17 protein-coding genes are annotated in these 20,472 nt (G+C 64.5%); 13 read left to right on the top strand and 4 right to left on the bottom strand.

Annotated elements, in window-relative coordinates:
* Nucleotides 1-232 precede the first annotated feature (232 nt).
* Nucleotides 233-1,276: a DUF2155 domain-containing protein gene (locus CVM73_RS37525; protein ID WP_167407288.1), complete on the bottom strand. Its 1,044-nt coding sequence runs from the start codon at nt 1,274-1,276 to the stop codon at nt 233-235.
* A gap of 199 nt (nt 1,277-1,475) precedes the next feature.
* Between CVM73_RS37525 and CVM73_RS37530 the strand changes: the two genes are divergently transcribed.
* From CVM73_RS37530 to CVM73_RS37545, 4 genes are all read left to right on the top strand, one after another.
* A complete protein-coding gene (locus CVM73_RS37530) occupies nt 1,476-2,423 on the top strand; it encodes an alpha/beta hydrolase (protein ID WP_100236751.1) in 948 nt (315 codons plus the stop codon).
* Nucleotides 2,424-2,436: 13 nt separating this feature from the next.
* Nucleotides 2,437-3,444, top strand: a complete 1,008-nt coding sequence (locus CVM73_RS37535; RefSeq protein ID WP_100236752.1) for a Na+-dependent transporter — start codon at nt 2,437-2,439, stop codon at nt 3,442-3,444.
* A 167-nt stretch (nt 3,445-3,611) separates the two neighbouring features.
* Complete coding sequence (locus tag CVM73_RS37540; RefSeq protein WP_100236753.1) at nt 3,612-4,814, top strand: calcium-binding protein; 1,203 nt, start codon at nt 3,612-3,614, stop codon at nt 4,812-4,814.
* A gap of 292 nt (nt 4,815-5,106) precedes the next feature.
* A complete protein-coding gene (locus CVM73_RS37545) occupies nt 5,107-6,213 on the top strand; it encodes a calcium-binding protein (protein WP_100236754.1) in 1,107 nt (368 codons plus the stop codon).
* A 109-nt stretch (nt 6,214-6,322) separates the two neighbouring features.
* Here the strand turns inward: CVM73_RS37545 and CVM73_RS37550 are convergent, their stop codons facing one another.
* A complete protein-coding gene (locus CVM73_RS37550; RefSeq protein WP_100236755.1) occupies nt 6,323-7,261 on the bottom strand; it encodes a GlxA family transcriptional regulator in 939 nt (312 codons plus the stop codon).
* A gap of 108 nt (nt 7,262-7,369) precedes the next feature.
* Between CVM73_RS37550 and CVM73_RS37555 the strand changes: the two genes are divergently transcribed.
* Complete coding sequence (locus CVM73_RS37555; RefSeq protein WP_100236763.1) at nt 7,370-8,056, top strand: DJ-1/PfpI family protein; 687 nt, start codon at nt 7,370-7,372, stop codon at nt 8,054-8,056.
* A 533-nt stretch (nt 8,057-8,589) separates the two neighbouring features.
* On the opposite strand, the gene CVM73_RS37560 is transcribed toward CVM73_RS37555, so the two are convergent.
* Nucleotides 8,590-8,997 (bottom strand): NADH:ubiquinone oxidoreductase subunit NDUFA12, encoded by a 408-nt coding sequence (locus CVM73_RS37560; RefSeq protein WP_018322992.1) that lies wholly within the window; start codon nt 8,995-8,997, stop codon nt 8,590-8,592.
* 237 nt (nt 8,998-9,234) lie between these two features.
* Here CVM73_RS37560 and CVM73_RS37565 point away from each other — a divergent pair, with 237 nt between their 5' ends.
* The 3 genes from CVM73_RS37565 to CVM73_RS37575 all read left to right on the top strand — a co-directional run bounded on the left by CVM73_RS37565 (nt 9,235) and on the right by CVM73_RS37575 (nt 12,824).
* The gene (locus tag CVM73_RS37565) at nt 9,235-9,906 is read left to right on the top strand and encodes a BA14K family protein (RefSeq protein WP_100236756.1); all 672 of its coding nucleotides are present in this window, start codon (nt 9,235-9,237) and stop codon (nt 9,904-9,906) included.
* 246 nt (nt 9,907-10,152) lie between these two features.
* Nucleotides 10,153-10,575, top strand: a complete 423-nt coding sequence (locus CVM73_RS37570) for a response regulator (RefSeq protein ID WP_100236757.1) — start codon at nt 10,153-10,155, stop codon at nt 10,573-10,575.
* Nucleotides 10,572-12,824, top strand: a complete 2,253-nt coding sequence (locus CVM73_RS37575) for a CHASE3 domain-containing protein (RefSeq protein WP_167407289.1) — start codon at nt 10,572-10,574, stop codon at nt 12,822-12,824. Before CVM73_RS37570 ends, CVM73_RS37575 begins: the two co-directional genes overlap by 4 nt.
* Here CVM73_RS37575 and CVM73_RS37580 read toward each other — a convergent pair.
* Nucleotides 12,821-13,717 carry a DMT family transporter gene (locus CVM73_RS37580; RefSeq protein WP_100236758.1) on the bottom strand — a complete coding sequence of 299 codons (897 nt, stop codon included), beginning with the start codon at nt 13,715-13,717 and terminating at the stop codon, nt 12,821-12,823. The two genes, CVM73_RS37575 and CVM73_RS37580, sit on opposite strands and share 4 nt — an antisense overlap.
* Before the next feature lie 762 nt (nt 13,718-14,479).
* On the opposite strand from CVM73_RS37580, the gene CVM73_RS37585 reads away from it, so the two are divergent.
* From CVM73_RS37585 to CVM73_RS37600, 5 genes are all read left to right on the top strand, one after another.
* A complete protein-coding gene (locus tag CVM73_RS37585) occupies nt 14,480-18,250 on the top strand; it encodes a vitamin B12-dependent ribonucleotide reductase (protein WP_100236759.1) in 3,771 nt (1,256 codons plus the stop codon).
* A gap of 31 nt (nt 18,251-18,281) precedes the next feature.
* Complete coding sequence (locus CVM73_RS37590) at nt 18,282-18,527, top strand: DUF4160 domain-containing protein (RefSeq protein ID WP_100236760.1); 246 nt, start codon at nt 18,282-18,284, stop codon at nt 18,525-18,527.
* The gene (locus tag CVM73_RS37595) at nt 18,508-18,756 is read left to right on the top strand and encodes a DUF2442 domain-containing protein (protein WP_100236761.1); all 249 of its coding nucleotides are present in this window, start codon (nt 18,508-18,510) and stop codon (nt 18,754-18,756) included. The genes CVM73_RS37590 and CVM73_RS37595 overlap by 20 nt, the downstream gene beginning before the upstream one ends.
* Nucleotides 18,757-18,956: 200 nt before the next feature.
* Nucleotides 18,957-19,469 (top strand): hypothetical protein, encoded by a 513-nt coding sequence (locus tag CVM73_RS39535; protein WP_146006732.1) that lies wholly within the window; start codon nt 18,957-18,959, stop codon nt 19,467-19,469.
* Between the two features lie 90 nt (nt 19,470-19,559).
* Nucleotides 19,560-20,324, top strand: a complete 765-nt coding sequence (locus CVM73_RS37600; RefSeq protein WP_100236762.1) for a hypothetical protein — start codon at nt 19,560-19,562, stop codon at nt 20,322-20,324.
* Nucleotides 20,325-20,472 lie beyond the last annotated feature (148 nt).

Below are 20,472 nucleotides of genomic sequence, written 5' to 3' on the forward strand. Positions count from 1 at the left end.
CCCAGTCGACCAGCTCGCAAATCCGCCTCAGCACCGGGCTCCCTTTTCCTCGCCGCGACACCAGCGCGTCCGCAAAACTCGGTTGCCCAACCTGTCGATATGCCATCCCGAGCCCCCTCCGAACCTAGGCCCTATGGAATCGCTGATTCGCCTTTGTGCAAAGCTCTCGCAAGCGGGAGAGGGAGCGCACCTCCGTTGCGACGATCAAGCCTCGTCTCATCATGCGCTGGGCCTAACGGCCGAACCCCGGGATGCCGAACAGACCTGGCCGCTGCTCCGGCGGCGGAGGGGGCGGCGGTGCCGGTTGCTGCTGCTGGATTGGCGGCAGAGGCTGCGGCGGCCGCTGCTGCACCTGCTTGGGCGCGGCCTTCTTCTGCGCCGGCGGCGGTGGCGGCGGCTTTGCCGCGGCCGAATCCGGTGCCGCGGTCGCAATGGTCTGCTGCGGCTCTTTGCAGTCGGTCAGCCAGATGTCGTAGATCGGATGCTCGACGCCATGCAGGCCCGGGCTTGCCGCGTACATCCACCCCGAGAAGATGCGCTTGACCTCGCCCTGCAAGGTGATCTCGTCGACCTCGACGAAGGCGTCGGTGTTGGCAGCTTCGGTCGCCGGCCGCGTGTAGCAGGCGTTGGTCTTGACCCTGAGCGCACCGAACTGGACGGTCTCGCCGATCTCCTCGTCGAAATTGATGATCCGCCCGGTAATCTTGTCGAGGCCGGAGAAGGTCGCCTTCTTGTTCACGATCTTCTGGGCCGGCGGCTCGGTCACGACCTCGTCGCCCGGCTGGAGGCTGGCCGGCGTCTGCGGGACAGCGCCACCCGGCCCGCCCTTCTGCTGGGGCTGGCGCTGACCGGGCGCTCCCGGCGCGCCTTGCGGACTGGGCGGAGCGATCGCGGCGGAGGGCGGCTGGTTCGGTGGCGCGAGGGTCGAGCCCGGCGGCGGCGCCAAGGGCTGGCTCTCCACCGGACCGGGCATGACATTCCCCTGCCGGCCCGGAGGAGGCGGCGGCATCGGGCGCGACGGCAGGACGCGCCCCTGCGGCGGCAGCTCGGGCACCTCTTCGTCGTCCTCGGGGATCTGCTGCGGCTGGGGCTGGCCACGCGGAATATTGCCGGGCGGCCGCAGCGGCGGCGGATCGGAGAAGATCGTACCGATCTGCGCCCGAGCCGGCGTCGCAGCCGTCAGTGCGGTGGCGGCCAAAAGCGCCGCAAGACCGGTCAGGGAAAAGATTTTGAACATCTCGCGCGGCTTCAACAGCGAATCGGGCTTGTTGGACATTCTACAGGGGATACCGCCGCTCGCAGGCCCTCCGGTTAACACGCCGAATACGGCGGGGGAAGGGCGGCATCCCTGCCCTTCCCGGCGCGGTCTGGCCAGGCCCGCGCCCGGATGGGATAGTCATAAGCCCCTCCCCGGGGCCGAAGGCGGGCGTCGCCCCCAAAAATGACACCAACTGGAAACCCCAAGGTCCCCTTTCATGCCTGTTGTACTCGATCCCGATGCCGCCGCCGTCTACAGGGCGTTCCAGGAGGCCGGCCGCCCCGCCTACGAGACGCTGACCGCTCCGGAAGCACGCGCCTATTATGCGCAGGCGCGCTTTGCCACCAATCCTGACGCGCCGGAGCTTGCCCGCATCGTACCGCTGGCGATCCCAGCGCCGCACGGCGCGATCCCCGCCCGCCTCTACGTGCCCAAGGAACTGCGCCGGTACGATGGCCTGTCGCCGGCGCTGGTGTTCTTCCATGGCGGCGGCTGGGTGATCGGCGATCTCGACTCCCACGACGTCGTCTGCCGCCAGCTCGCGGCCGAAGGCGCGCTGATCGTGATCTCGGTCGATTACCGCCTCGCGCCCGAGCACAAATTTCCCGCCGCGACCGATGACGCGATCGCCGCAACCAGATGGGTCGCCGCGAACGCGCGCGAGCTCGGCATCGACGCCTCGCGCCTTGCGATCGGCGGCGACAGCGCCGGCGGCAATCTCGCCGCGGTCGTGGCGCTCGCCGCGCGCGACGCTGGCGGCCCCGCGCTCGCGGGGCAGGTGTTGATCTATCCGGCGACCGACTTCGCCATGACGCACGGCTCCCATCGCGAGCCCGAGACCAGCGTGCTGCTGACCCATTCGGTGATCCGCTGGTTCCGCGACCATTACCTCAATGGCGCCGCCGACATCCACGACTGGCGCGCCTCGCCGGCGCGCGCGCAGACCCTTGCTGGCCTGCCGCCGGCCTATGTGCTGACCGCCGGCGCCGATCCCCTGCGCGACGAAGGCGCCGAATACGCCGAGCGTCTGCAGCAAGCCGGCGTGCCCGTGACCTACAAGCACTATCCCGGCCAGTTCCACGGCTTCTTCACGATGGGCAAGCTGTTGCAGCAGGCCAATGTTGCAGTGAGTGAAATCGGCGCGTGGCTGAAGGGATTGGGCTGATACGCCGTTCCGCATGTCTTCCATTCTTCGAAACGTCCTCGCCCTTCCCCTGCGCGGGCTGACATGGCTCGGTGGCCAGGGCACCCGCGCGGTCGCGGCCATCGCTTTCATCGCGGTCGCGGTGCCGCCGCTTGGCGCGCTGCTGCGCCCCTATGTCACCGAGGCGATCTTTCTTCTGCTCTGCATCTCCTTCATGCGCGTCGATCTCGTGGCGCTGTACGGACATCTGCGCCGCCCGGCGCTGGTCGCGGCCGCGACGGCCTGGACCACGTTCGGTGTGCCGCTGATCGTCGCCCTCGCCGCCTACGCGACCGGGCTCACCACGAGTTCCCCGGGCCTTGCTCTCGCGCTGATGCTCCAGGGCATGGCCTCGCCGATGATGGCCTCGCCCGCCCTTGCCGCGCTGATGGGCCTGGATGCCACGCTGGTGCTCGTGACGCTGGTGACCTCGACCGCACTGGTTCCCTTCACCGCTTCGCTGTTCGCGGGTCTCTTTCTCGACGGCGTGCTCAACATCTCGCCGACCACGCTCGGGCTGAAGCTGCTCGGCATTCTCGCAGCATCGCTGCTGGCCGCGACGATCATTCGCTGGATCTTCGGCGCGGAGGCGATCCAGCGTCAGAAGCGGCCGATCGATGGCTTCAACATCATCATCCTCTTGGTATTCGCCTCCGCGGTGATGGGCGATGTCGCCAGCGAGCTCATCGCCGATCCGCTGTTCACGATCGGCGTCGCGCTGCTCGCCTTTGCGGTCTATTTTACCCTGCTCGCCGCGACGACGCTGATCTTCCGCCGCGTCGGCACCGAGCGCGCCTTCGCCATCGGCCTGATGGTGTCACAGCGCAATCTCGGGCTGATGCTGGCTGCCACCGCTGGCGCGCTGCCGGCGACGACCTGGCTCTATTTCGCGCTGACGCAGTTTCCGATCCATCTTGCGCCGTACATGCTGATGCCGATCGCGCGGCGGGTCATAGCCAGCGCGAATAGCTCCGCGGCTGCGGTTGCAAGCGGCACCAACTAGCGCGCGTATTTATGGATCCGGGAAATCAAACTCTCTCCCGAATTCCTACAAATCTCTGCCATCTACCAAAGGTAGATTGCTCCCGGTGAAGCGTGGTCAACAACGCGACTTGCAAAAAATCCTGCAGGCGTCAGGCCCGTTTCCGACAATGAAATGGGAGTTACGCCATGCAGCATCTGCCGAACGACAGCTTCGACGTCACGCTTGACCAGTTTGGTCAAATCGAGACCGTGTACGGAGACCCCGGCTTTCCCGCAGCCGAGGACGTCTGGGGCGGCAACGACACCGTGACGGCCACCGTCACCCAGCTCAATACCAGGCTCACAATCTTCGGCGACGACCACACGACGTTGCTTGGTCACTCGCAAGGCGGAAACGACACGCTGTTCGCCGACATCGGCGGCGGCTGGAACACCGCCCTCGTGGTGGGCGATGCTCAATCAATGATCGACGACGCTAAGGGCGGCAATGATACCATCGTCGCGGATGCCCATGGCACGGTCTACACCACTGTCTCGGCCTTCGGCGACGTCGCGGATGACATGTCGGGCAATGCGCAGGGCGGCCATGACGACATCACCGGCTCGGTCGGGTGGCGCGGTGGCGCCAACCTGTTCGCCGGCGATGCCGGCGGTGCCATGATCGACACCTCGCACGGCGGTAACGACACGCTCGATGTCAGCGTTCTCACCATCGACGGCGGAGCGACTGTCAGCGGCGACGCCATCGGCGCGCTGCGCGGCCTTGCACAAGGCGGCAATGACAGTCTGACCATCACCCTGGATGGCGACAGCCCCATATCCGGCGCAACCCTGTCGGGGGATTCGTCGACATCGCTGATGGATCTGACCCAGGGCGGTGACGATGTCCTTACCGTCAAGATCGATGGTCAGAACGCGGATGCGATCTCGCAGATGTACGGCGACGCGCCGACCATGGCAGGCAATTCGCATGGTGGCAACGACGTCCTCAACGGCGGCGCCGGCCGGGACTTCATGTATGGCGATGCGCGGATCTATGAACCCGCATCGCCCGGCTCGATCACCGGCGGCATGGATACGCTGAATGGCGGAGCCGGTGACGACCAGCTGTGGGGCGGAGGAAACAGCGACCTCTTCGTCTTCAACACCGGTTCCGGCAACGACACGATCAACGACTTCGATCAGGGCAACAAGGCCGTCGGCAGCACCGCAGCCGAGCACGATCTGATCGACGTGCACGCCTACGGATTTGCGGACTGGACCGCACTTTCGAGCCTGATCAGCGACAATGCCGGCGGCGACGCCGTGATTCGTCTGTCCGCAAATGATGCAATCACGCTGGACGGCGTCCACGCGGCGAACCTGCATCCGACCGACTTCATCATCTGAGGAAATTGAATCAAAAGCGGAGATGTCGCTCCATGGCACATGGAGCGACATCTCCCCATCCTACCCGCTGCAAGTCGGTCATCAAACCTTCACGGGATGCGCAACTTGCGGAGGCCATCTCGACGATTGCCGCCGCGGTTCCATGCATGCGATCAAACTCTCTCCCGAATTCCTGCAAATCTCCGCCATCTACCAAAGGTAGATTCTCCCGGTGAAGCGTGGTCAACAACGCGTCGTGCAAAAATTCTGCAGGCGTCGGGCCCGTTTCCGACAATGAAATGGGAGTTACGCCATGCAGCATCTGCCCAACGACACCATCGACGTCCTGCTCGACCAGTTTGGTCAAATCGAAACCGTCAACGGAGATCCGAACTTCCCGACCACCGCAGACGCCTGGGGCGGCAACGACACCGTGACGGCAACCGTCAGCCAGCCCGAAGCAGACCTCACGATCTTCGGCGACGACAACACGACGCTGCATGGCCAGTCCCACGGCGGCAACGACACGCTGACGGTCAACTTGAATTACGGCTGGAATGCCTTCCTCGTGGTCGGCGATGCCCAGGCGATGACCGACAACGCCACGGGCGGCAACGACACGATCAATGTCGGGGCCAGGGCGTTGTACACAAGCGTGCATGCTTTCGGCGACGTCGCCGGCGACATGTCGGGCAATTCGCACGGCGGCAGTGACACCATCACCGGCGCGGTGGGCTGGCGAGGCTACGACAACGTGTATGCCGGCGATGCCGGTGGTTCCATGAGCGGCACAGCGCAGGGCGGCAACGACAACATCACGCTGACCATGAGCGGTGAGAACGTCTGGGCCGGCGGTGCGCTGTCGGGAGATTCCTCTACAGCGCTGACCGACAACGCCCAGGGCGGCGACGACATCCTCACCGTCAAGATCAGCACCGAGTATACCGACAATGCGCTCGATAAGGTGTTCGGCGACGCTCCGACCATGTCCGGCAATGCCCATGGCGGCAACGATATCCTCACCGGCGGAGCGGCCACCGATTATCTGTATGGCGATGCAGCGGTCTATAACCCGGCAACGCCGGGCTCGATCACCGGCGGCAGGGATATCCTCAACGGCGGTGCCGGCAATGACGAGCTTTCAGGCGGCGGAAACAGCGACATCTTCGTCTTCAACACCGGCTCCGGCAATGACCTCATCACCGACTTCGATCAAGGCAACAAGGCGGTCGGCAGCACCGCGACCGAGCACGACCTGATCAATGTGCACGACTACGGGTTTGCGGACTGGGCGGCGCTGTCGAGCCTGATCAGCGACAATGCCGCCGGCGACGCCGTGGTTCATCTGTCGGCGAGCGACTCCATCACGCTCGACGGCGTCCAGGCAGCGAACCTGCACCCGACCGACTTCCTCATCTGAACGGGTTGCTCCGGGAGCCGCGATCTCGCCCCGCCGATAGCGGGGCGAGATCCGGGTTACATGCCCCGCAGATCCCCTACAGCGCGCGCCAAGTTTACGGGCACGAGCTCTACCCCACCCGCGCCGCGCGCCGCAGCGCCTGCGGTGGCTGGCCGAAGGCGCGGATGAAGGCGCGCCGCATCCGTTCGGGGTCGCGGAATCCGGTCGTTTCCGCAACGCGCTCGATCGCCTCGCGCGAGGACTGCACGCGCTCGCGCGCGACTTCGAGCCTGAGCCGCTCGATCGCCTTGGACGGCGTCGTGCCGGTCTCGGCGGCAAAGGCGCGGGCAAAATGCCGTGCGCTCATCCCGGCGCGATCGGCGAGATCCTCCACCGTCAGCGGCGCGTCGAGATTTTCGCGCGCCCAGGACAACAGCGCTCCAAAGCGTCCGTTCGGCGCCTTCAATTCCAGCAGCGAGGAGAATTGCGACTGGCCGCCGCTACGGCGATGGTACAGCACGAGCTGCCGCGCAGTCGCCTGCGCGATCTCCTCGCCGTGGTCCTCGGTGACCATCGCCAGCGCGAGGTCGATGCCCGCCGTGATGCCGGCCGAGGTCCACACATTGCCGTCGCGGGTGAAAATCTGGTCCGGCTCGAACTTCACCTTGGGAAAGCGCGCGACGAAGTCGCGCGTCCGTCCCCAATGCGTGGTGGCGCGGCGGCCGTCGAGCAGACCGGCCTCGGCGAGAACATAAGCGCCCGAGCAGACGCTCGCGACCCGCACGCCACGCTTTGCCACCCGCTGCACAAAGGCCCGCGTGACCTCACAGCGCGCGGCGTCCGCGACGCCCATGCCGCCGGCGACGACCAGCGTCGTGATCGCGTTCGCCGTCTTGAAGTCACGCGCCATCATCTCGACGCCGGACGAGCTGCGCACGAGTCCCGCCTTCGCCGCCAGCACCCGGAGTGCAAGCGGCTTGCCGGAAACCCGCGCTGCGATCTCGAACGCCGAGATCGGGCCTGCTGCATCGAGCAGCTGGAAATCCGGGAAGATCAGGATGCCGATCATGGGCCTAGCCGTAATGGTATGTCCGAAAGCGAGGGAATTATGCCATTTCGGACAGGAGGGCAGCATGCCATCCTGTCGGCGTCAAGCTCGCAATTGGAGGATCTGCCGATGTCGTCCCCGCTCCAGATTGGTCTGTTGGTGTTCCCACGCGTCACCCAGCTCGACTTCACCGGCCCGTTGCAGGTGTTCGCCATGGTTCCCGGCGCAAAACTGCATCTGATCTGGAAGCGGATCGAACCGGTGCCGAGCGATTCCGTGATGACGCTGACGCCGACGACAACGTTTGCCGACTGCCCTCAACTCGACGTGATCTGCGTGCCCGGCGGCCAAGGCACCAACGACCTGCTCAACGACGAAGAGGCGCTCGACTTCCTGCGCAAGCAGGCCGACGGCGCCAAATACGTCACCTCGGTCTGCACCGGATCGCTGGCGCTCGGCGCCGCCGGCCTCTTGAAGGGCTACCGCGCCGCCACCCATTGGAGCGCGATGGAGATGCTCGCCCAGCTCGGCGCGATACCGACAAAGACGCGCGTCTGCATCGATCGCAATCGCATCACCGGCGGCGGTGTCACCGCCGGCATCGATTTCGCCCTGACGCTGGTCTCGATCATGGTCAATCGCACGACGGCGGAAGCGATCCAGCTCCAGATGGAATACAACCCCGCCCCGCCGTTCAATTCGGGCTCACCCGACACCGCATCCGCTGACGTGCTGGCGTTGCTGAGGGAGCGCGGCGCGCAAAATCAGGCGCGGCGGCGCGAGGCGGTGAAGCGGGCGGCGGAGCGGGTGATGTAGCGCACGCCGATACTCTCGTGTCCCGGACGCGCCGCAGCGCGTAGCGATGCGGCGAAGAGCCGGGACCCAGCAAGCCACACGGATCGCTGCAACATGGGCCCCGGCTCTGCAGCGCATCGCTGCACCGGACGATGCTTCGCATCGCCGGGGAAGCGCTGCGCTGCGTCCGGGGCACGCGACCTTCGCAAGCCCCCAACAGAAAAAGGCCGCTCGGTTTCCCAAGCGGCCTTTCCTGTCTTACGGCGGCTGCACATTCACATCGGGCGATTTCGGAGCTTCCAGACCGGGGGCCTATCTCCCAATCGAGTCCTTCCTCGGCGGCCGCTGCATTTCGGGACAGTCGCGAGCTGTTGCCCGAACCGAACGCGATGGTCTCCCATCTCCGTAAGATGGGATCATTGAGCCGCATCGCCCGCGTCAAGGCAACGCTCGCGCAAGCGGCGTCCCCGCTGTTCCCGTTGTCCACAGCGGCGCGACGCGGATGCACGTGCATCCGCTTCGGAAGATGGCGGTTTACAAGGTGGGCCGAAAGGCTAGCCGGGCGTCCAGGGCTGGTAGTCGCCGGTCGCCTTCGGACGCCGGCCGCTGGCAAGCGTCGAGCCCGAGGGACGATAGGCCTTGGCCGTGCCGGTGAGATTCGGCTGGTGCGGCTTTTCCCATTCGCGCGGCTGGTAGTTGGCCTCGGTCGGCGGCACGTCGACGACGTGATGAATCCAGCCGTGCCAGGACGGGGGAATCCGGCTCGCTTCGGCATAGCCGTTATAGACCACCCAGCGCCGCTCGAAGCCGAGCGTCGGGTCGACCGCCCCGCCGCGGGTGCGATAATAGAGGTTGCCCTGCTCGTCCTGGCCGACCAGCTCCCCGTACCGTTTGGTCCAGAGCTGGGTGCCAAAAGTCTGGCCATTCCACCAGGTGAAGAACTTGAGGAAGAATTGTTTCATGCGGCAAGGGCCCTGCTTCGTCGGGTCCTGATGCCATCCGGGCAGCGAAATGTCCAGTTCGGTGGGGGCGCCGACGCCCTCCGCAAATCCGTCGACCAGTCCTGCCGCAAAGCGGACGCGATTCATTCATGCCCGGTACAGCGGCCGCGACGGAAGCTCCATTTGCGCGCAAACCGGCGTGATCCCCGGAACCCCAGCGCTTTCATAGGGTTTGCTTCCCGGGAAAGGAGTTTAACCATGAACAATCTGAAAGTCTTGAGTGCCGCCGCGGCGGTGGCGCTGGTTCTTCCCTTGGCGACGCCGAGCTTTGCCCAGAATCGTCCCGCATCGGGCGGAGGCGGTGGCGCCCATATCGGCGGTGGTGGCGGCGGTGCTCACTTCGGTGGCGGCGCGCGCATGGGTGGCGGCGGCGGCAATTTCGGGGGCGGAGCGGCGATGCGTCCGAGCGCAGGCAATTTCGCGGCGGGGTCCGCAGTCCGTCCGGGTGGCGGCAGCTTCGCAGCCGGCACTGCGGTCCGTCCGAGCGGCGGCAGCTTCGTAGCCGGCGCAGCGCCCCGTCCGGCGCTCTCGCCGTCCTTCAGCGGCACCCGCAGCGTCGCAACCGCGGGCAACTGGCAGGGCGGGAGCAACTGGAGCGGCCGCCATTGGCATCATCATCGTCACGGCGGCTTCTGGCCGGGCTTCGCGGCTGGCGCCGCAATCGGCGGCCTCGGCTCGTATGCCTATTACGGCGGCGGCTACTACGATGATCCATACTACTACGACAGCTACTATGACGAGCCGTCGGTTGCGGTCGTGCCGGATAATGGCGGCGACTCCGCGGCCTATTGCGCCCAGCGCTACAAATCCTACGATCCGGCTTCGGGCACCTATCTCGGTTACGATGGCCAACGGCATCCGTGCCCGTAGACAGATCGCCGAGGCGTGAGGAAAAAGGCGTCGCAGCGATGCGGCGCCTTTTTCGCGGCCGGCGGATTCCTTGGCTGTTTCGGCCCCATCGTGCTCGCACGCACGAGGATACGTACAAGTGGAGGCAAATGGATCTTTATGCACTGCGCCGTGCATATCCTGGGCGATCCAATCCAAAATTGACCGGACATACGATTCGCGGATATCACCAATCGCAGTGGAGACTTCGATCACCTGGGAAGTGTCATGCCGCGTATTCTCGTGGTTGATGACGATCCGATGGTCGGCGCGACCATCGAAGTCCTCCTCCAACGTCAGGGCTTCGACGTCACGCTGACCGACGGCGGCGAAACAGGACTGGCTGCGCTGGAATCGCAGACCTTCGACGTGATGCTGGTTGATATCTTCATGCCGCATATGCGCGGCTTCGAATCCATCCGCATCTTTCACGAGCGCGCCCCGACTACGCCGCTGATCGCGATGTCGGGCTACGCCTTCGCCTCATCCGCCTCGCCCACTCCTGATTTTCTCCGCATGGCGCTGGAGCTCGGCGCAACGCGCTGCCTGCGCAAGCCGTTCACGCCGGAAGCGCTGCTGACCACGATCCGGGAATGCCTCACCGGCGCGGGCGCGAGCGCACAGCCGAAGGACAAGAAAGAAGCCCCTTGATTCCAACGCAGCGCGTCATTCTCGGTGCTGGACTTGCCATCCTCCTGATCATCACCGCGGCCTCGATTGCCCTCGACGTCAAGTCGCGGTCCGACGCGGCATGGGTCAATCATACCGTCGAGGTACAAAAGAAGATCTCCGATCTGCACGTGCTGCTGCGCCGTGCCGAGAGCGCCGCGCGCGGCTACGAGCTCTATCGCAGCCCGGGCTTCAGCGCTGAGTTCCAGGCTGTGCACGCCAGGATCGCGCCGGCCCTCGCCGACCTCAAGCGCGACGTGCGCGACAATCCCGATCACGTCGCGCTGCTGGAGGGCACCGAGCCGCTGGCGCTGCGCCGGATCGAGATCGCCGCCACAGCGATGCGCCTGCGCGCCGAAAACGACCAGGCCGGCATTGCCGCGCTCAACAGCAAGGCCGAGGGCCGCGGCCTCATGGACACGGTGACGCGCAATCTCGACCATCTGAGCGCCGAGGAAGAACGCCTGCTCAACGTGCGCTCCCAGGATTCGCGCCGCACCGGCATCGTGCTGCTGGGTATCGACGTCGCCGGCGCCGTGCTGATTCTGCTGCTGGTCGCCCTGGTGATGCGCGAAAGCCGGCGCGCCACGGGAGAGCTGCAAAGCTCGCTCGAGCAAACACAAGCCGCCAAGACGGCGCTCGAGGCGGCGGTGGCCGAGCGCACGGAGCATCTGGTCACCGCGCATGATGAGCTGCGCCTGTCGGTCAACGTGCTCCAGAGCACGTTTCGCAGCATGGCGGAGGCGGTGCTGGTCATCGACGTCGAGGGCAACGTCCTTCTGTCCAATCCCGCCGCCGAGCGCATCCTGGTGCATCGCACCGGCATGAATTTGAGCAATCTGCGCGCGCTGTCCGCTGTGTTTCACGGCGACGGCGTCACGCCACTCACGGCCGACGAGCTGCCATCGACGCGCGTGCTGCGGGGCGAGCAGTTCGAAGAGCTGGAGATGATCGTCCGCCCGCACAGCGGCAATCCTCCCCGCCATCTCATGATCAGCGGCCGGCCGATGCGGGACGGGCAAGGCAACATCTCCGGCGCGGTGCTGGTCTATCACGATGCGACGACCTCGCGCGAGACGGAGCGGCAGCTGTACCAGTCGCAGAAGCTGGACGCGATCGGCAAGCTGACCGGCGGCGTCGCGCACGACTTCAACAACATGCTGACCGTCATCTCGGGTAATACCGAGACGCTGGTGGAGGGCCTGAAGGGCCAACCGGAGCTTCAGCGCACGGCACGGCTGATCGACGATGCCGCCGAGCGCTGCGCCGAGCTGATCCAGCATCTGCTGGCATTTGCGCGCCGGCAGCCGCTCGAGCCGCGCAACGTCGACATCAACGCCGCGATATCAGACATCGCCAAGCTTCTGCGCCCCACCCTCGGCGAGCAGATCCAGATCGAGACCGTGCTGGAACAGGGGCCGATGACGACGCACATCGATCCGTCCAGGCTCACCAACGCCGTGCTCAACATGGCGATCAACGCCCGCGACGCCATGCCGAACGGCGGCAAGCTGCTGCTGGAGACCCGCCGCGTCGTGCTCGATGAGGGCTATGCGCAGGCCAATGCGGAGGTTCGGCCCGGCCCTTACGTGATGCTCGCGGTCAGCGACACCGGCACCGGCATGCCCCCCGACGTCCAGCAGAAGGCGTTCGAGCCCTTCTTCACCACCAAGGAGGTCGGCAAGGGATCTGGCCTCGGCCTCTCCATGGTCTACGGCTTCGTCAAGCAGTCCGGCGGCCACACCAAGATTTACAGTGAGGAAGGCCACGGCACCACGATCAAGCTCTATCTGCCGCCGGGCGAAGGCGCCGCGGACGTGGCAGCCAGTGTCGCGCCGCAGGCCGAAGGCGGCGCCGAGACCATTTTCGTGGTCGAAGACGACACGCTGGTGCGCAACTTCGTCACCGCGCAGCTCCAGAGCCTCGGCTACAAGACGGTGGCCGCGCCCGACGGCAAAGCCGCGCTGGAATTGATCGAGGCCGGCCAGACGTTCGATCTGCTGTTCACCGATGTCGTCATCCCCGGCGGCATGAGCGGACGCGATCTCGCCGAAGAGGTGGCCAGGCGCCGGCCGGGCGTGAAAGTGCTCTACACCTCCGGCTACACCGACAACGCCGTCGTCCATCACGGCAAGCTCGACGACGGCGTGCTGCTGCTGACGAAGCCGTACCGCCGCAACCAGCTCGCCGAGATGATCCGGAAGGCGCTGGGCGGGGTGGCCACAAGCTAACGCGTCGCCAGCACCACGGCCGCCAGCGTGAAGATCAGCGCCGCGATCTGCCCTGCTCCCAGCGGCTCGCCCAGCGCGATCGCCGATGTCACGACGCCGATCACCGGCACGGCCATCGTCCCGATCGCGGCGACCGAGGCCGGCAGGCGCGAAAGCGCCGCGAACCAGCTGACATAGGCGATGCAGAACTGCCCGACGACCGAATAGACCAGGAGCCACCAGCCGACCGGCGTCACCAGCGACAGATGCGTGGTCTCGACCAGGAGGCCGACGATCGAGATCGGCAGGCAGCCGATCCCGATCTGCCAGGCCGCAGCCGTGATCGGCGGCAGGTGGATCGGGTACTTCTTCGAGAACACCGTGCCGACAGCGAAGCCGAAAGCGCCGGCGAGCGCCATGATGATGCCAGGCAGCTTTTCCGCGCTGGCGGCAATGCCGTTGCCGCCCATGATCGTGGCAAGGCCGGCAAAGGCCAGCACCAGCCCCAGCGTGCGCAAGACCGTCGGCCGCTCGCCCAGCACCGGCCAGGCGATGATCGAGGCCCAGACCGGCATGGTGTAGGCGATCAGCGCCGCCTCGCTCGCCGGCAGCCAGAGCAGTGCGAGGCCCATCAGCACCATCCAGCCGGTGACGTTGAGCACGGCCGCGGTCAAGAGGCGCGGCCAGATCGCGCCCTCCACGCGCAAGCTCTGCCGGCGCATCACCGCGAGCAGCGCCAGCAGCACCGCCCCGAGCACGCCGGTGACCCCGCGCAAGGTCAAGGGCGGCAGCTCGGCGAGCAGGAATTTCGTCACCGGCCAGTTGAAGCCCCAGCCGATCGAGGTGATCGCGAGGAACATCAGGCCGGCCGGGGCGATGCGCGGCCGCGCATCCCGGTGGGTCGAATCATGCATGGGCAATCCGGCAAAATCTTAAGGTGGAGCTTGGCGCGGATTCGCCGGCCTCGCCACCACCCCGGCGGGCATGCCTGCCCTCACCTTCCGTAGGGCTACGTGAGTCCCGCTGACGCAATCCCATTGCCTAAAAATATACCTGCCCTGTGAACAGCGGGATGAAGGGCCCGCATCACCACGGAATGCAAATTTTTTCGGTTGGGAATCCCTGAGGACTCACTGATACTTGGCCGCACAACAGGCGCGGTGAAGACCCCTGTTATCCCCCACAATCCACCATATTTAGTATTTGATTCAGGAACTCGCACTAGTTCTTGACGGGCGCAACGGAGAGTCCTAGCTTTCGGTCCGTTCGGCGCGAGTGAGTTTGCGTCCCGCCGGCACTCCCCCAAAGGGTCTCGCAAATCGGCACTCCGCCAGTCGGCCAAAGGCTGCGGATGAGGGCTTGTCTGCCCTTGTGAATGCGGACTTTTCGGGCGCCAGAACGGGCCGGCAACAGGCTCGCATGGCAATGGTTGAAGTGACGGTGTGGGGCGTTGAACGCATGTCGCGCACATCCCCTTGGGGGCGGATGGGTGTGGACATGCCGGCGGGATGATCGATGCTCGCATCGAGGTCGCGCCGGGAAAAACAGGGCCGGATCCACCGGCTGAACTGCGGTGCCCAAGGCCGAACGGCCGAAGGCGCCGCGAAACGAAATGTCGACCCGGCACGCCCTCAACGAGGGGCGGGACCGGTCACAACTAAGGACGGGGCAAGACGATGCGGATTGAGCGGCGCCACACCACTTCGGGACAGTCACCTTATGCGGGAATCGATTTCCGCCTGACCACGTCGGAGATTCGCAATCCCGACGGCTCGGTCGTGTTCAAGCTCGACAATGTCGAGGTGCCCTCGGAGTGGTCGCAGGTCGCCTCCGACGTGCTGGCGCAGAAGTATTTCCGCAAAGCCGGCGTTGCCGCGCGCCTGAAGAAGGTCGAGGAGGAATCCGTCCCCTCCTTCCTGTGGCGCTCCGTGCCCGATACCGACGCCCTCGCCGCTCTGCCGGAGAAGGAGCGCTACGTCAGCGAGCTCTCGGCAAAACAGGTGTTCGACCGCCTCGCCGGCTGCTGGACCTATTGGGGCTGGAAGGGCGGCTATTTCACCTCGGACGAGGACGCGAAGACCTTCTACGACGAGCTCCGCTACATGCTCGCCATGCAGATGGTCGCGCCGAACTCGCCGCAATGGTTCAACACCGGCCTGCACTGGGCCTACGGCATCGACGGCCCCGGCCAGGGCCACTACTACGTCGACCCCTTCACCGGCAAGCTGACCAAGTCCAAGTCGGCCTACGAGCATCCGCAGCCGCACGCCTGCTTCATCCAGGGCGTCGGTGACGACCTCGTCAACGAGGGCGGCATCATGGACCTCTGGGTCCGCGAGGCGCGCCTGTTCAAGTACGGCTCCGGCACCGGCTCCAATTTTTCGCGCCTGCGCGGTGAGGGTGAAAAACTCTCCGGCGGCGGCCGCTCGTCGGGCCTGATGAGCTTCCTCAAGATCGGCGACCGCGCTGCCGGCGCGATCAAGAGCGGCGGCACCACGCGCCGCGCCGCCAAGATGGTCGTCGTCGACGTCGATCACCCCGACATCGAGACCTATATCGACTGGAAGGTGAAGGAGGAGCAGAAGGTCGCCGCCCTCGTCACCGGATCCAAGATCAACCAGAAGCACTTGAAGGCGGTGCTGAAGGCCTGCGTGAACTGCGAAGGCTCGGGCGACGACTGCTTCGACCCCGAGAAGAACCCGGCGCTCCGCCGCGAGATCAAGCTCGCCCGCCGCAGCCTCGTGCCTGACAATTACATCAAGCGGGTCATCCAATTCGCAAAACAAGGCTACAAGGACATCCAGTTCGACACCTACGACACCGACTGGGACAGCGAAGCCTACCTCACCGTCTCGGGGCAGAACTCCAACAACTCGGTCTCGCTCAAGGACGACTTCCTGCGCGCGGTCGAGACCGACGGCGACTGGAATCTGACTGCTCGCACCTCCAAGAAGGTGACGAAGACGCTAAAGGCGCGCGACCTCTGGGAGAAGATCGGCTATGCCGCCTGGGCGTCGGCCGACCCGGGCCTGCACTTCAACACCACGATGAACGACTGGCACACCTGCAAGGCGTCCGGCGACATCCGCGCGTCCAATCCGTGCTCGGAATACATGTTCCTGGACGACACGGCGTGCAATCTCGCCTCTGCCAACCTGCTGACGTTCTACAACACCACGACCAAGCGCTTCGACGTCGAGGGTTACGAGCACCTCTGCCGGCTCTGGACCATCGTGCTGGAAATTTCCGTCATGATGGCGCAGTTCCCGTCCAAGGCGATCGCCGAGCTCTCCTACGAGTTCCGCACGCTCGGCCTCGGCTACGCCAATATCGGCGGCCTCCTGATGACCATGGGCCTGCCGTATGACTCGAAGGAAGGCCGCGCGCTCTGCGGCGCGCTGACCGCCGTGATGACCGGCATCACCTACAAGACCTCGGCCGAGATCGCTTCCGAGCTCGGCACCTTCCCCGGCTACAAGAAGAACGCCGCGCACATGCTGCGCGTGATCCGCAACCACCGCCGCGCCGCGCACGGCCAGGCGAGCGGCTATGAGGCGCTCAGCGTCAACCCGGTGCCGCTCGACCTCGTCTCCTGTCCGCAAGCCGACCTCGTCAACCATGCGCAGGCGGCCTGGGATGCGGCGCTCGAGCTCGGCGAGAAGCACGGCTATCGCAACGCCCAGACCACGGTGATCGCGCCGACCGGCACGATCGGCCTCGTCATGGATTGCGACACCACCGGCATCGAGCCCGACTTCGCGCTGGTCAAGTTCAAGAAGCTCGCCGGCGGCGGTTACTTCAAGATCATCAACCGCGCCGTGCCCGCAGCGCTGCGCGCGCTCGGCTATCGCGAGAGTGAGATCGCGGAGATCGAGGCCTACGCCGTCGGCCACGGCTCGCTGGCGAATGCCCCCGGCATCAACGTCACCACGCTGAAGGCCAAGGGCTTCACGGATGAGGCGATCGCCAAGGTCGAGAAGGCCCTCCCGACCGCCTTCGACATCAAGTTCGCCTTCAACAAGTGGACCTTCGGCGAAGACTTCATCCGCGACCAGTTGGGCATTGGCGCCGAGGCGATCGCAGCCCCCGGCTTCGACCTGCTCCAGGCCGTCGGCTTCACCAAGCGTGAGATCGAAGCCGCCAACGTCCACATCTGCGGCGCAATGACTGTCGAGGGTGCCCCGCATCTGAAGGCGGAACATTACCCCGTGTTCGATTGCGCCAACCCCTGCGGCAAAATTGGAAAACGCTATCTGTCGGTCGAGAGCCACATCCGCATGATGGCAGCTAGCCAGCCATTCATCTCGGGCGCGATCTCCAAGACCATCAACATGCCGAACGATGCCACGGTGGAGGACTGCAAGTCCGCCTACATGCTGTCGTGGAAGCTGGCGCTGAAGGCCAACGCGCTCTATCGCGACGGCTCAAAACTCTCGCAACCGCTCAACTCGCAGCTCATCAGCGACGATGAGGACGAGGACGATGCGGTCGAGCAGCTCTATGAGAAGCCGATGGCGGCGCGTGCCGCCCAGGTCTCGGAGAAGATCGTCGAGAAGCTGGTCGAGCGCATCGTCGTGATGCGCGAGCGCGAGAAGATGCCGGACCGACGCAAGGGCTACACCCAGAAGGCGGTCGTCGGCGGCCACAAGGTCTATCTCCGCACCGGCGAATACGATGACGGCCGTCTCGGCGAGATCTTCATCGACATGCACAAGGAAGGCGCGGCGCTGCGCTCCTTCATCAACAACTTCGCCATCGCGGTGTCGCTCGGCCTGCAATACGGCGTGCCGCTCGACGAATATGTCGACGCCTTCACTTTCACCCGCTTCGAGCCGGCGGGCCCCGTGCAGGGCAACGACAGCATCAAGTACGCGACCTCGATCCTCGACTACGTCTTCCGCGAGCTCGCGGTGAGCTATCTGTCCCGCTTCGACCTCGCCCACGTCGATCCCAACGAGACGGGCTTTGACGCGCTCGGCAAGGGCGTCGAGGAAGGCAAGGAGCCGGACGAGGACGGCGGCCACCACGCGACAAAACTGGTCTCGCGCGGCCTCACCCGCTCGCGGACCGACAACCTGTTCGTGATGCGCGGCGGCACCACTGCTGTCTCCCAAGGCAACGACAGCGCGCCATCAGGCGGCAGCAAGGTCACCGCCCTCGCGTCGCACGGTGCCTCGGCCCGCGCCGGCGACGCCATCGAAGGTGCCGTCGCCCTGAAGCAGGAAGCCAGCCACGACCTCTCCCCCACGGAGAAGCTGGAGCAGATGCAGTGGAGCAAGGCCGGCACTGCGCAGACCCTCGTCCCCACCAAGGCCGAGCGCCGCGCCGAAGCCAAGGCCAAGGGCTACGAAGGCGAGATGTGCTCGGAGTGCGGCAACTTCACGCTGGTGCGGAATGGGACGTGCATGAAGTGCGATACGTGCGGCAGCACGACGGGGTGTAGCTGATCCCGATAGCGCAAGCCGCCTGGAGGCATCGATGCCGGTTGCATTACGCCAGGGCGGCTTGCGCTACTATTTCTTCTCGAACGAGGGGCAGCCGCCTGAACCGCCCCATATCCACGTCAAGGGCGGCGGTCGGGACGCCAAGATCTGGCTTGAACCCGCCATATCGATTGCCGATAGTTACGGCTTCAACCCACGGGAACTTTCGAATATCCTGCGCGTCGTCGAGGACAACCGCGATCTTCTCCTGAAGGCTTGGCATGACCATTTCGGCAACTAGCGTTCGATTTGACGAACACACGATGTGGGTCGAGTTGTCGGACGGCCGCACGCTCGGTATCCCGCTCGCGTGGTTTCCGCGGCTGCTGCATGCGGCGCCTGACGAGCGCGAGCAGGTCGAACTGAGCCGGGGCGGGCTACACTGGGAAGCACTCGACGAGGATATTTCCGTCGCTGGACTCCTCGCAGGACGTGGCGACATCACGCGATCCGCCGAGCACGCTGCGTAGGTATTTGATCTGTGGAGGGCATGTCCGCCCTTGGGATTTCACCCTCTTGGAACAAAGAGAGAACAATAGGGTCAGGCCGTGGAAAACCGGGTTAGCAGGAACAAAAAAGCAACTTCCGCTTGCCCGAAACGCTCAACCCATGGATACACGAGGGGTAAGTGACAACGTGTGATTCGTCCCTCTAGTCTGGAAACCTAGTAATGGCAAAGAGTGCGAAGCCGAGCGGGACCTCCCGCATTAAACTAATTGTGTTGGACGCTGAAGTTGCTGACGACCAAATCCATACTCTAACGCAAGCTCTTACGAATGCCCTGCGTGGGTCCAGTCCGCCTCCGGCAAGGCGCCTGGCTCCCATCCCTGCATTAAATGGACATGTAGAAGAGCCAGAGGAATCCGACATCCAAGACGGTGTTGAGGACGGAGAAATCACCGAACTCGCGCCGACCAAGCCAAGGTCAACTACTCCGCGCAAAACGGCGGTGGTGACGCCCGAACTGATGGATATCGACTTCAACAGCTACGAAGTGCCCTTGGCGACGTTTGCAGCCGGTTACAAAACCGATGCTCAAACCGCTCGTTACCTAGTGGCTTGTGCTTGGTTTCAGGAGCATGGCGATGTCACGAAGGTCACCCCTCTCATGTTTACTCCGCATTCAAGTGGCTCAAATGGACGTCGAACGCCAAAGACTTCGCACAGCCTATGCGGCAACTGAAGTCCGATGAGTTGCTTGGATCGACCGAGAAAGGCACCTACACCATCAATCACGTCGGTCTGAAACGCGTTGCCGAGTTGAAGAACGGCAATGCTGCTTGAGGACTTAATTTCCCAGGTCGCCGGCTTCGACACGCAGTCACCTCGCGAGAAGATGTGCCTTTTCGCGTGGTGGCTTCACGTTCACGGAGGCAAAGAGCTATTTGAGCCAAACGACATCAGGCGGTGCTACGACAAGCTTCATCTGTCGCAAATCAACATCGCACGAAATCTGACCCGAATGTCGGAGAGAAAGCCGCCTGACCTTCTCGTTGAGCGCGGGATGTTCAAACTTGCGCGAGCAGTGCGCATCGAGTTGGACAAAAAGTACGGACTTCACCCAAGCATCCAGGCGGTCAGCAAACTCCTCGCAGACCTGCCGGACCAAGTGCCAGACTTGGCAGAAAAAGTGTTCCTCAGCGAGGCCATCGACTGCTACCGCGTGCGCGCGTACCGCGCCTGCATTGTGATGACGTGGAATCTCGCCTTTGACCACTTATTGAATTGGATACTTAAGGATCCCAACCGCCTCGCCGGGTTTAATGCCGCAATACCGGTAAAATTTCAGAAGACCCCGAAGAAAGCCAGTATTGTCATCAAGAGCTATGACGACTTCGCTGACGACCTGAAAGAGTTTGAGATTATCGAACTCTGCAAGAACGCCAATCTCCTCAACGACAACCTCATCCGGACGCTCAAGGAAAAGTTAGGAAAGAGGAATACGGCGGCACACCCGTCCACCATGGTTATCGTTCAGCCTCAGGCCGATGATGTTGTGTCTGACCTTGTCAACAACGTTGTGTTAGCGCTTACCTAGTCGGGACTTACGGTGACAGCTCTGGACTGCCCCCCTTAAGTGAGACACGATAATTCCTGTGACAGGCATTTTGAGGATGACCTGTGGCAGTACGAGCAAAGAACCGTCAGTTTCCGACGGCCTACAAATTGAAGGCGATCAGGCGGGT

Source organism: Bradyrhizobium forestalis (genome assembly GCF_002795245.1).
Classification (GTDB): Bacteria; Pseudomonadota; Alphaproteobacteria; order Rhizobiales; family Xanthobacteraceae; genus Bradyrhizobium; species Bradyrhizobium forestalis.